9 protein-coding genes are annotated in these 13,130 nt (G+C 49.6%); 2 read left to right on the plus strand and 7 right to left on the minus strand.

The window, feature by feature from the left end; translation table 11 throughout:
- The 6 genes from VIM87_RS07145 to VIM87_RS07170 form a co-directional block, all read right to left on the minus strand.
- On the minus strand, window positions 1-1,601 hold a 1,601-nt coding region (locus tag VIM87_RS07145), incomplete at its 3' end, for a DUF5117 domain-containing protein (RefSeq protein ID WP_331996316.1).
- Window positions 1,602-1,629: 28 nt separating this feature from the next.
- Entirely contained in the window at window positions 1,630-2,994 is a 1,365-nt protein-coding gene (locus VIM87_RS07150; protein ID WP_331996317.1) for a RagB/SusD family nutrient uptake outer membrane protein, read from the minus strand.
- A gap of 13 nt (window positions 2,995-3,007) precedes the next feature.
- Window positions 3,008-6,598, minus strand: a complete 3,591-nt coding sequence (locus tag VIM87_RS07155) for a SusC/RagA family TonB-linked outer membrane protein (protein ID WP_331996318.1) — start codon at window positions 6,596-6,598, stop codon at window positions 3,008-3,010.
- A 255-nt stretch (window positions 6,599-6,853) separates the two neighbouring features.
- Complete coding sequence (locus VIM87_RS07160) at window positions 6,854-8,014, minus strand: FecR family protein (RefSeq protein WP_331996319.1); 1,161 nt, start codon at window positions 8,012-8,014, stop codon at window positions 6,854-6,856.
- 71 nt (window positions 8,015-8,085) lie between these two features.
- The gene (locus tag VIM87_RS07165; protein WP_331996320.1) at window positions 8,086-8,676 is read right to left on the minus strand and encodes an RNA polymerase sigma factor; all 591 of its coding nucleotides are present in this window, start codon (window positions 8,674-8,676) and stop codon (window positions 8,086-8,088) included.
- 78 nt (window positions 8,677-8,754) lie between these two features.
- Window positions 8,755-11,151 carry an ABC transporter permease gene (locus VIM87_RS07170; protein ID WP_331996321.1) on the minus strand — a complete coding sequence of 799 codons (2,397 nt, stop codon included), beginning with the start codon at window positions 11,149-11,151 and terminating at the stop codon, window positions 8,755-8,757.
- 202 nt (window positions 11,152-11,353) lie between these two features.
- Between VIM87_RS07170 and VIM87_RS07175 the strand changes: the two genes are divergently transcribed.
- Both VIM87_RS07175 and VIM87_RS07180 read left to right on the plus strand, forming a co-directional pair.
- Window positions 11,354-12,088 carry a DUF481 domain-containing protein gene (locus VIM87_RS07175; RefSeq protein ID WP_331996322.1) on the plus strand — a complete coding sequence of 245 codons (735 nt, stop codon included), beginning with the start codon at window positions 11,354-11,356 and terminating at the stop codon, window positions 12,086-12,088.
- 63 nt (window positions 12,089-12,151) lie between these two features.
- Window positions 12,152-12,754, plus strand: a complete 603-nt coding sequence (locus tag VIM87_RS07180; RefSeq protein WP_331996323.1) for an SMI1/KNR4 family protein — start codon at window positions 12,152-12,154, stop codon at window positions 12,752-12,754.
- Window positions 12,755-12,865: 111 nt separating this feature from the next.
- Here the strand turns inward: VIM87_RS07180 and VIM87_RS07185 are convergent.
- Window positions 12,866-13,130, minus strand: a 265-nt coding sequence (locus tag VIM87_RS07185) for a hypothetical protein (RefSeq protein WP_331996324.1), incomplete at its 5' end; no start/stop codon positions are given.

The following is a 13,130-nucleotide window of genomic DNA, read 5'->3' on the forward strand; positions in this document are numbered from 1 at the left end:
CGGTAGCCCCATGCGATGGCCCATTTATCATAGTCGTTAATACGGGGGAACAGGCCTGCTTCGCTGATATTATCTTCCGGCTGCGCTACATAGTTAAAGCGGGCATAGTCCATAATGGAGGGCGTATGGCCATACTTTTCCACCCAGCGTTTATTGCGCAGGCTATCTACCGGCACGGTGGCAGATGCGCCGAAGTTATGACGCAGGCCCAGCGTATGCCCTACTTCGTGGCTGGATACAAAGCGGATCAATTGGCCCATGAGCTCATCATCGAACTCACGTTTGCGCGCACGGGGATCAACGGCCGCGCACTGCACCAGGTACCAATCGTGCAATAATTTCATTACGTTGTGGTACCAGAAAATATGGCTTTCAATGATCTCGCCGCTGCGCGGGTCTGCCACGCTGGGGCCCATGGCATTCATGATCTGCGAAGGGCGGTAAATAATGGCCGAGTGGCTGGCATCGTCCAGGCTCCAGGTGCTATCCTCCTGCTCTGTTGGCGCCATGCGGGCATACACGGCATTCTTAAAGCCAGCGCCTTCAAAAGCATTTTGCCAGTCGTTCACACCCTGTATCAGGTAAGGCACCCATTTTTTCGGTGTAGCAGGATCAATATAAAATACAATAGGCTTAACAGGTTCTACCAGCTCTCCCCTTTTATATTTTTCAACATCAGCCGGTTTAGGTTCCAGGCGCCAGCGTTTTGCATATACTACCTCTTTCACACCCTGCGGGTTGGCATCAAAATCACGGAAGCCGGTGGCAAAATAGCCCACCCGCTCATCCAGCAGGCGGCCCTGCATGGGCTTTTCAGGCAGCAGCACAAACGATGAGTTCAGCTCCATGGAGTAGTTAGGCCCCGAAGGGTTGAGCCCTGCTGCATATGTTTTCAGGGCCCGCACCTCCAGGTTTGTGGCATAGGTATGTACGTATTTAATATAGCTCCGGTCGTTCTGCTGCCCGCTTACACCGGCCCGTTGCTTTATTTTATCGTTATAGAAATACAGGATCTCGTTATCGCTGTTCAGCAGCTCTGTTACATCTATCACCAGCGCGGTAGAATCCGCGTTAAAGGCGGCAATGGGAAAGGCATATGCAATAGGCTGCACGTTGTTCTTTTGCACCGCGTTAAACATAGCACGGGAGCTGTCTGATGTATATTCGGTGAACGACAGCCTTCTCATGAACAGCTTATTGGAAGGGCCTCTTTCAAAGCTGTAAATGGCCTCCCCTATTTCATCGCCCGCCAGGCCCCAGGGCCCGTTACGCATGTCAACAGAGGCTTTGGCAATCCTGTTCACCGTCATAATATAGCGGCCGAACAGGGAAAAGGGGATCTCGAAATAATACTTATCCTCTTTGGTATGCACAGTAATAAAACCCTTGCTGCTGCGCATGTCTTTGGTGATCACCTCCTCGTACTTTTTAACAGGCTGCGGACCGGTTTTCTTTTTAAGGGAATCCGCATTGTTCTTGTCAGCCGCAGGGGCAGCTGTTGTGGTGTCTTTTTTATGCTTCTGGGCTATTGCCATGCTGCTCATGCTCATTACAGCGCATAACAGCAGAGCTGCAAAAGATCCGGTTCTTCGTTGCATCATAAAATCTATTAATGGTGTTGTGTGTGAATTATCTTGGGTTAGGTGTTATTTCAGGATTCAGTTTTATGTACACATTGCTGATCTGGAACACATAGCGGTTGCTGTTAGGCGCCAGCGTATAGGTTTGCCCGCGGAAATTACTGCGGGTTACCGTGGTGGCAAGGTCTGCTTCCCGGTTCAAACGTTTCTGGTCAAACCAGCGGAAACCGCGGCCCATCAGCTCCCTGCTGCGTTCATTCAATACCTGGCGTAAAGCGGCTTTTGCATCTGTAACACGCAGGTCCGTATAGTCGGCGGGTTTATAGCGGTGTTTGCGCAGCTCATTCAGCACATCCAGCGCAGGGGCAATATTACCCGCGCGCGCTTCGGCTTCTGCTTTTATCAGCATCATTTCCGGCACACAGGGGCCGGTATACACGCCCTGGCTGCTGATACGCGGGCGGTAATAACCGCGGCCAATAAAACCATTTCCGGGAAAGTTGGCCCCATCTGCCGTAAACAGCGTGTAACGCAGGTCAGTATGCTCCAACAGTGCCAGCAGCTCATCGCTTAACGGAAAAGTAGGCAGCGTAGTGGTCATTGATTTTAGAAAAATGATCTCAGGGTCCTGCAGCTTCAGTGGCAGCCCGGCGGCATTATCAGCATAATCGGCCAGGTTTAACAAGGTATGCTGCCTGGCAAGCGCACTATCCGCATACTTTCCTGCTTCTGCATACAATCCCTGCTGCAGGCTGGCCCTGGCCAGTATAGCATATACTGCTGCGCGGGAAGGGGTTGAAGAATAGGACGGTACATCTGTGAGGTCAGGCAGCGCTGCCTGCAGATCATTCTTTATCAGCTCATATACCTCTTTTACAGACGCTCTTTGCAGGCTGCCGGTAAAATCAGGCACTGTTAATACCGGTACACCGGGATCGTTAGCTGCAGTAGCAGCATCATACTGTTTGGCATAAATATTCACCAGGGTGTAAAAAGCATATGCACGGTGCACTAACGCCTGCGCATAAATGTTCCTTTTCTCCGCTTCCGTACCGCCATCACTGTCCAGCACACCGGCGGTTACCAGGTTGCAGTAATACACCTGTTTATACAGCCCGTCCCAGTCGCCGTCGTTTGCATCAATAAAAATATCGGGCGCCCAGGTATAGGCTTTCACATCCAGGTCACGCATATTTTTCTGGTAGTTGGTATCGCTGATATTCACCTCATCAGATGCCATCTCCGGGTAGTAGTATGTTCTTTCCATCACCTGCGAATAGTTCAGCAGGGCCTGGAAATCTTTTGTATAATGCAGGGTACGCGTGCCCACCTGGTCTATCTCTACGTATTTGCGGCAACCGGCTCCTATGAATAAAAAAAGAGCTGCCACACTTGTATATATGATCCTGTTCATTATTGGCAAGTATTTAGAAAGTAACATTGACATTGAAAGAATAATTCCTCACCGGCGGCCAGCTGGTATATGATCCTGAGTACATGTAATCCGGGTCTATATGCTCTTTGTTCTTGCGCCAGATGATGCCCAGGTTATTAGCGGAGGCCCGCACGCTCAGCGCCTTCATTACCTTTATACGGTTCAGCAGTGTAGTGGGTAGCGTGTACCCCAGTGATACCATCTGCAGGCGTATATGATCCCCATCGATCACATTCACAGACGACATCATGTAGCGCTGAATACTGGTGCCGTTGAAGTTCATAAGGCCCGGCACATTGGTAAAGGCTTCATCACCAGGTTTGCGCCAGCGGTTCACCAGGGTTTTGCTGGTGCTGAGGAATCCGCTGGATTGATCACCGGTAGGGTAATTAGCAATATTGATATCATTTCTCAACACCTTGTATCCCATGTAATAAGAGAGCTGCATACCCAGTGAGAACTGCTTCCAGCGCAGGTTCTGGTTAAAGCCGCCAAACCAGGGTGCGGTAAGGCGCCCGGCATATAACAGGTCCTCCGGCGTAAGCTCCGTTGTTTCGGAAGAAGAAATGACCTTGCCGTTACGGTCATAGATCTGCGACTGGCCCTGGTTATCCAGGCCTGCCCAGCGGTATACAAACAGGTTATCCGTAGGGTAACCCGTAGCAACAACCGGCGATCCTGTTGGCGATGTGGTTTTATTCGGGAAACGGTTGTCCGTTACTTTATTGGTGCTGTAGGTAATATTAAAGCTGGCATTCCAGTTCCAGTCCCTGCTTCTCAGCACATCCCCGCTTACACTGAATTCCACACCATGGCTGCGCATATCCGCCGCGTTGTAGGATAAGAAATCCCAGCCATAGGTAGGATTAATAGGCAGGCTGGATAAGATGCCGTAAGAATGTTTGTTATAGATATCCAGGGTTACCATCAGGCGGCTGGCAAACAGCGTTGCATCTGTTCCAAAGTTCAGGGTACGGGTAGTTTCCCAGCTCAGGTCGCGGTTGGCAGGCAGCCCCACATAAGCGCCGGGTTCAGCCTGAGTAATGCCATCCGGAGCTACCAGGCTAATGATCGCAAAAGGTGTGGCCGACATAGGAATGGTGCCACCGGTGCCCAATGAAGCGCGTACATCCAGGCCATTTACCCAGCGTACATTCTCCAGGAACGATTCCCGTTTCAGGTCCCATTTCAAACCTGCCGACCATAATGGTTTGGCCCTGTTCCTGCGCTCCACGCCCACCAGGTTATGATCATCAAACCGCAAACTGCCGGAGGCCGTGTAACGGTAATCATAGGTATAGGAAGCATTGCCGTAATAGGAAAGGTAACGCGCTTTAGTCACCAGTATATTTGATTGCTGTGCGCCAATAGTGGCGGTGCTGCCATAGAATGTTTTATACGGCGTGGTAGGGTTTACGGATACGGAGTTATAGGTATCTTCATCAAATCCAAAATGCCCCTGGCTGTAACCACTGCCGCTGGATTGACGGATCTCCGTACCGGCAATCATATTGAACTGGTGCTTTTCGTAAAAGCGTTTGTCAATGCTTAGCTGTCCGCGCAAAGAATAATCTTCCGTTGCCGTATGGCTGGTATACATAATACCTCCCAACGGAACGCCGTAAACAGGTTTGCCATTGGTGAAGGAAGTGCCGGTATTAATAAGGCTTTTTACTACATAAGAGTTCTGCTTTTGCAGGTTGCTCATATCAACCAGGTTGCGCTGGTACATACCGGAAAAGTCCAGGTGCAGCCAATCTGTAACATTAGCCCTGATCTGGGAAGTAAGGCGGGTTGCCGTGGTTTTGTAAACGTTGCTGGATTGCAGCTCTTCGAAAGGGCTGTAGGTCCAGGGTATCATCCCCAGTTTGGTAAGGCTGTCCACCACATGCGGCATATAATCAATGGCGCGGTTTATGGGTTTGCCCTGCTCATCCACCAGCATATCATAAGGCCGCAGGCCCAGGTTACCGGGGCTCATGGCTGTTTGTGCAGCATTGTTCACCATACGGTCGCTATACACCTGGTTTAAGCCGGTGGTAATGGTCAGGCGCCTGTTAAAGAAATCGTTGGTAAGATTGGCCAGCAATGAATAATTTTTACTGCTGTTGTTCTTAAACACCGGCGAGTTGGCGGAATAATTACCGGAAATATAATAGCTGGTATTGCCTGCACCGCCGGACAATGACAAATTGTATTGCTGTGTAACCGCCTGCTGCATCAGGTATTTGCGAAGCTGCCCAAGATTGTTGCGCTGCGAAAGCTCCTGCAGCTTTGCATCCAGCTGCGAGGAGCTGATGTCGCCGCGTTTGGCTGCATACATAGCCAATACGGCATCATCCACATTCATATTACGCCAATGTGTGGTAGGATCATTCCTAAAATATCCCTTATCATACAGCTCTTTCTCAAAATCCACATACTGCGCGCTGTTCATCATATTAGCCTTGCTCATATCGGGTGTGGATGAAACACTGATAGTGGAGCTGGCCGTTACGCTGGTACGGCCTTTCACACCTTTTTTAGTCTCGATCACTATCACGCCGTTAGCAGCCCTGGAACCCCAGATAGAAGCTGCTGCCGCATCTTTCAAGAAGGTAATGCTCTGAATATCGGCCGGGTTAAAAATGCTTAATATGGTAGCATTGCTGATCGGTATTCCACTGCGCGAGTTTGGGCTTACAGCACCTTCACCCAAAGGAGAGCCGGGATAGTTAGCCAGGTTCTGCTCAATGGCAGGGAAACCGTCAATAACGATCAGCGGCGTGCTTACATTCGGCTGGTTTCCGGTGGCAAAGTTATTGGCGCCCCGGATCTGGATGCGGTTATTGGCCAGGTCAAAATGTACGCCGGGCACTTTACCTTCCAGCCTTTCAGCCAGGTTAATGGAAGGGTTGGCGTCAATTTCCTTTGCCGTGATGAGGGTATAAGACCCGGTGGATGTATAACGGTTGATCTTTTGGTAACCGGTGCTGGCAATGCTTACCTCCACGGCTCCCAGATCAAACCTTTGCTTGTACATCACCAGGCGCAGGTCTACCGTTTCCCCTTTTACCTTTATTTTCTTTTCCAGCTTGGAAAAGCTGATGTGGGTGACCACCAGCGTGTAGTTACCCGGCGGTATTTCACCAAAAGAAAAGCCGCCTCCATGGCCTGTTACAGTATGCAGGTTCAGCGGCTGCAAGGTCAGGGATGCATTTTCTATCGGCTGGCTTTCCTCGTCCAGCAAACTGCCGAAAACATACTGCGGCTTTTCCTGTGCGGCGCGGTCCAGCAGCTGGTTTATGACCGACTTTTTGCTGATCACAATGGTGCGGTCCTTAAAGGTGTAGCTTAAAGGCAGGTCCTGCAAAGCCTCATTCATAAAGCTTTTCAGCGGCTGTTCCTTTGCATTGAGCGTAACGCCCTGCAGCGTATCCACCATGCCCTGGTCATAAAAAACCACGTAGCCGGTTTGCTGTTTGATGGCCTTAAATACATTCACTAACGACTCATTCCTGCAGGTATAGGTAACGGTCTGCGAATAGCTGCTGGCGCTTACCTGCAAGCAGGCGGCCAGCACGATGATGGTTGATAGCTTCATAACACGCAGTGTTAGAATACGTAACCGGCGGTTGTCCTTTAAATTGTCGTCCCCCGACAACCGGTTACTGCTGCCTACAGGCATGGCAATAACCTCCCGGTTACAAAAAGTCTTAAAATGCATACTTTTGTAAAGGTTTTTGGTTGATTATAATAATTGTGTCTTTCAGCAGACCTTATTCTAAACCGGCCAAACGCTCTGCCGTTCTACCTCCCCGTAGAACGGCTTCTTTTTTGGCGCGGGTTTGCCCGCAGGTTAGCCGGGCAATACGATTAGCTTCTTTCCATTCTCTATTTTAAATTTCACATCCATTGTTTGCAATATTTCCAGCACTTCGGCCAGGGGCAGGCTGCGTTGTATTTCCCCGCCAAACTTGCGTACCGGCACTTTGCCGCTGAACACCACTTCTATATCATACCAGCGGGCCAGCTGCCGCATTACTTCCGGCAGGCCTTTGCCGCTGAAGTTAAAGCTGCCGTTCTTCCAGGCTATGGCCTGGTCGGTATCCGTATGGTTCAGCACCTGCAGGCTGCCATTGGCAGTGGTTTGCGCCTGCTGGCCGGGCTGCAGCACCTGGCCTGCGGCGCCGGCCGTTACTTTAATGCTGCCTTGCAGCAGGGTGGTATTTATTGTGGCTTCATCCGTATAGGCGTTTATGTTAAAGCTGGTGCCCAGCACCTGTATGGCAGTATGGTTGGCGGTTACCATAAAAGGTTTGTTAGCCATTTGCGCTACTTCAAAGTATACCTCCCCTGTTACGGTTACATTACGTTCCGCACCGGTAAAGGCCGTGGGGTATGTAATGGACGATGCGGCGTTCAGCCACACGCCCGTACCATCCGGCAGGGTTAAGCGGAACTGGCCGCCCCTGGGTGTTGTAAGGGTATTATAGCTTAACAGCGCGCCGCTGTTAGCGGCATTATACAGTAAGTGCCCGCCCTGCTGGCTCACCGTGGCATTGCCCTGTTGAATGGTGCGGTTACCGGCGCTGTCCAGCATTACCTTGGAACCATCTGCCAGGGTAAGCACTGCTTTATTGCTGCCGGGCAAAATAACAGGTACTGCTGCCTGGCTTATTTGCTGCGGGTTGTATAAGCGCTGCTGCCAGATAATAACACCGGCTACCAGCAGCACCCCTATAACTGCCGCTGCGGCCCAGCCGTAGCGGTACAGCGGTATTACCCGTTTTTGCGGTGCGCCTAAAATATTCAGTAATAAGGGCCGGCCTGTTTCCCGGTTAAAGCGCTCATCTGCTACAGACAGCGCTTCCCATTGCTGCTGCAGGAGTGCTGAAAGCTGCTCCGGCGAGCCGGGATCATTGGCCATTAACTCCATCAGCTCCGCTTCCTCTTCCGTGGTGATCCTGTCGTTGTAGTAAAGCTCAAATAAATGTTGAATACGTTCCCTGGATGTCATGGATCAGATTGGTGGTTTGTATATAAGACAAAACGGGAAGTGAAAAAGTAGATATGGGGCAGCAAAAAAATCTATAAAAATTTCCGGAGCAGCAATAAAGGGATGGTAATCAGGGGGTGGCGCTCTTTTATATAATCGCTGATGGCGGCAACGGCCAGCTGCATATATTTTTTAACGGTAGGCACGGTAAGCCCGGTTTGGGCGGCTATTTCGGCCTGCCGCAGGCGCTGGCGGCGGCTCAGCAGGTATACTTTTTTCTGCTGGGGCGGCAGGTGGTGAATGGCTTCATCTATCAGGGAATGCAGGGTATGCAGATCGTCATCTTTTTCTGTTTCCGTGTATTCCTGCAGGTAAGCCGTACGGTTACTCCTTTCCCGGGCCGTTTTCTGCAAAGCGTTCAGGGCCCTGTTCTTAGCCATTACCCACAGGTAGGGCCTGAAGGCAGTGATATTACCAAGGCTTTCCCTGGTCATCCAGATCTTGAAGAACACATCCTGCACAATTTCTTCCGTTTCAGGTAATGAGCGGGTGATGCGGAATACATGCGTAGACAGCAGCGGATAATATAGGTTGAATAATACGGTAAAAGCAGCTTCGTCCCCTGCCGACACTTTTTTCAATAGTTCCTGCTCTTCCTCTAAAGGCGCATCTTCTGCACTCAAAATTACCTCCTGGATTTACTTTACTACCGGATAAAAATAGTAAAAATGAAATTCGGGAAAAGATAAAATTCGTGCTATTTACTCAGACCTTAAGGATTGTATAGGATTTACCAGCGCGGCTTTTATGGACTGGAAGCTGATGGTGAACAGCGCCACTGCCACTGCCAGCAGGCCGGAGAGGGCAAATACCCACCACTCCACCGTAGTGCGGTAGGCAAAACCCTGCAGCCACTGGTACATAGCGTACCATACCACCGGCACTGCTATTATAACCGCTATAAGCACCAGCTTTATAAGGTCTTTTGAAAGCAGCGTTACTACATTCAGCACAGAGGCGCCCATTACTTTTCGGATGCCTATTTCCTTGGTACGCTGCACCGTGCTGTAAGCTACCAGGCCCAGTAAACCCAGGCAGGACACAACAATGGCCAGTATGGAAAAATAGAAGAACAGGTTACCAAAACGTTCTTCCCCGCGGTACTGCTTGTCAAAAGAAGCATCCAGGAAGTTATAGGTGAAGGGCCGGCCCGGTACCAGCGCATTCCATTGTTTTTCAATGGCGGCCATGGTATTGGGCAGGTCTTTGGCAGCTACATGCACGGAAAGCTGCCACCAGCTGTCAGGCTCAATGCGCATGGTTAAAGGTTTTATTGCCTGCTGCAGGGAGCGTACATGGAAATCTTTTAATACCCCAATTATTTTCCCTTCCCTGCCCCATTGGCTAAAACGCCTGCCTATGGCCTGCTGCGGAGTGCTATATCCCAGCACTTTGGCGGTGGCTTCGTTGATGACCATGGCCTGGGTTGAATCCGTAGCCATATCGCGCGAAAAAGCGCGGCCTGCTACCAGTTTCATTTTATATTGATCAATGTAATCAAAGTCTACAAAATACAGGTCCATATTGGATTCCTGCATTTCACTGCTCACGTTCTCCATTTTCGTATAGGCGCTGGAATTATCGCCCCCTGGCACGGCGCTGGAAAAAGTGCTGCCTTTTACGCCTTTCAGGCGGCTGATGGCATCCCGGAAAACATATTGCGGCTTTTCGTTAAAAGTGCTGATCACCAGCATCTGGTCTTTTTGAAAACCAAGATCCTGGCTGCGCATAAAGCTCATTTGCCGGTACACGATGATGGTGGCGGCTATTAAGGCCAGGGAAATGGTGAACTGCGTTATCACTAATCCTTTTCTAAGCAGCACCCCTTTACCCCCGGTAACAAACCGGCCTTTGAGCACGGTTACCGGTCTGAAAGCCGACAGCACCCATGCCGGGTAGCTGCCTGCCAGCAAGCCAATACCTATTGCGCCCAGCCACAGGCACCCGATGGCGGGCCAGTTCTGGAACAGGCCTTTACTAACCGTTTTACCGGCCAGCTGGTTAAATAAGGGTATCAGCATGGCTGAGAGGATCAGGGTTAATACAAAGGCGCAGCAACAAAGTATAATGGATTCCCCGATGAACTGCAGGGAAAGCTGCCGCCTTTGGGCGCCCACCACTTTGCGGATGCCTACTTCTTTTGCACGTTCTGCCGCACGGGCGGTAGTAAGGTTAATAAAGTTGAAACAGGCTATGAGCAGTATCAGCACCGCCACTATGGAAAATATATACACATTGCGTTCGCTGCCATCTACCCCGCTCCAGGCGTATTTGTTGCCAAAGTGCAGATACACTTCTTTCAGCGGGTGTAAAGTAAGCGTGTAAAACATTTTATTCTTGGCCATCATTTCACCGATGCGGCGCTGTAAAAAGGCGGGCAGCTTTGCTTCCAGCGTCTTGGGATTGGTGTGCGGGTAAAGCAGCAGGTAAGATGCGGGGTGATGAACGGTCCAGTTATCCGCATAATTCTTTGCATACACCTGTATAAGACTGGGCATAGATAGCAGCATGCTTGCCTTTATCTGCGAGTTTTCCGGGAAGTCTTCCATTAAGCCGGTTACCGTAGCTGTTCTGTCCCCATCCTCTGTATCAAACGTAAGTGTTTGTCCTACCGGGTCCTTATCGCCAAAATATTTTTTTGCCGTAGTTTGCGTAAGCACTACGGTGAAGGGCGCCTGCAAAGCCTTATCCATATCCCCTTTCAGCAGCTTAAAATCAAACACGCGGAAAAAAGTGGAATCCACTACGCGTATATTATCCTCCTGGAATTTAAGGTCTCCTTTTCTTACCAGTATTCCCAGGTCAGCCACCCGCACATAAGATTCCACTTCCGGAAAATCATTTTTTATAGCCGGTACAACCGGGATGTTGGTAGTGCCATTATATAAGGTTTCTGTAGGCGTTTTCACATCAGTGGCCAGCCGGTAAATGCGGCCGGCCTTACTGTGAAAGCTATCATAGCTCAATTCAAAATGAACGTACAGGAAAATGAGGAAACAGGCTGTCATACCCACCGCCAGGCCGGTGATGTTTATGAAAGAGAATACTTTATGTTTCCAGAGGTTGCGCAGGGCAATTTTCAGGTAATTCTTAAGCATGTGCAGGTGCTTTAGCGGTTGGGAACGCAACAAACCTGCCAATAGATCATAGCTGCTGCCAGCGCGGATTACAGGTTTCCGGTACAGGCAAAGCTGTCCGCCTGCGAACGGGGCATTGTTCATTTACGGACAAAAAAGCCAACACTTCGGGCACGTTAATTGCGGCCCTCGTACAACCGCACGGATAAATTATAATCAGTTGATGATGAAGCGTATAGTTGTACTATTAATGTTATTAACGCCAGGCCTTAGTGCCCTGGCACAGTTTAGCGATTCTACCCACTATTATGTAAAATATGCCTCTACCGGCTCTATTAACCGTACGAACGACGGCAATTCTTATTTGCTGAACAATATGGCAGCTTTTAAGGTAAGCAAGAAAAAAGTGGTGCTGAATGCCGGCGCCAGCTATGTATATGGGCAGCAGGATAAAGCGCTGACCAATAATGATGTAACCGCAGCGCTTGACTTTAACCTGTACCAGCAAAATCACCGCTTTTTTTACTGGGGACTGGCCTCTTATGACAAAAGCTTTTCCCTGAAGATCAACGACCGTTTCCAGGGAGGCCTGGGTGCAGCCTATGATATCATCAGCCGCCCCAATGCCACGCTCACTTTAAGCGACGGGATCCTGTTCGAGAACAGCGACCTTTTCCTGAAAGATACTATTCCGGATGTATATCACACTTTCCGTAACTCTTTCCGCGTCACCTACAAATGGACCATTAAGAACATCATTGTGCTGGAAGGCGCCCAGTATTTCCAGCAATCCCTTCAGAACGGGGAAGATTTTATTATTAAAAGCAACAACTCCCTTTCCCTGAAGCTGCGTTCCTGGCTGGCTATTACCGCCGCCCTTAGCTACAATAAGCTAAATCGTACCGACCGGGAGAACCTGCTCATCAACTATGGTGTAACAATAGAGAAATATTTTTAGCACGCGGTGCAATCATTCAGATTTTTATTAATTTGTCCACAGAACAAGGATGCCAACTATCTTATGAGTCGTCAACACCTATTTGGTATAATCAAACAAGTGGTAGATAAGTATTTTGATTTCATGGAGGAGATCCGCGGCAACCAGTACATAGCAGAAGAAGTACCGGATGCCATGACAGATCATCGCCACCTCCCCGATGATGAAGAAATAACCTACTGGAAACCCCTTCCCAGCACCGTAACAGATACACAGCTGTATTTGCTGGAAGAGTTCTTAGGCAGCCAGCTGCCCCCCTCTTACAAAGCCTTTTTACAATACCTGCATTTTATTGAGCTGCCGCTGGGCCTGCCCCGGATCTCGTTCTTCAAAAGCATTCCTGATGACTGGCTGGATAGTATGAAAGAATGGATCATTGGCTACCCTGCAGAGCTGATGGATCATGGCTACCTGCCCATAGCAGATTACAGCGATTATGGCGTAGTATGTTTTGACAGCCATGGCACTACCCAGCCTGATGTAGATTATCCCCTGGTATGGCTGGACCACGAGGATAACTACACAAAGCCAAGGCCTCTGGCTGCAAATTTTGTGGAGCTGTTTGAGAAGCTGGATGTGCAGCTGGATAAATGGATCATACGCAAGCGGGCAGAGAGGGATAATTAATAATTAAGAATGAATAATTAATAATTGAATGCAGCGGATGTTCTGCCGCCCCGATGTAATATTATAGCCTTTATTGCCCCTTCTCCGTTACTTCTTCATAGATGCCCCTTTCTATGGTAATGCCAGCCTGCCCAGGAACTGCGGCATGTTAAAACCGATTTTCTTGTACTCTGCCTGCACAGCGGCTTTCGCGTTGCTGATCACAGTCTCATTTTCCCATACGGCCACAGTAACAAAGATTAAATTTCCCTTTTCATCCCTGTGCTGATAAGCCGCATCGTGCATAAATCCCGGTAGCTTCTTAATGAAATTGCGGTTGTAATTTACCCGTTGCATAAAGGTATCAATAGCGGGCTGCGGTACTATGAACCGGTCG

The organism is Chitinophaga sp. (assembly GCF_036569125.1).
In the GTDB taxonomy this organism is placed as follows: domain Bacteria; phylum Bacteroidota; class Bacteroidia; order Chitinophagales; family Chitinophagaceae; genus Chitinophaga.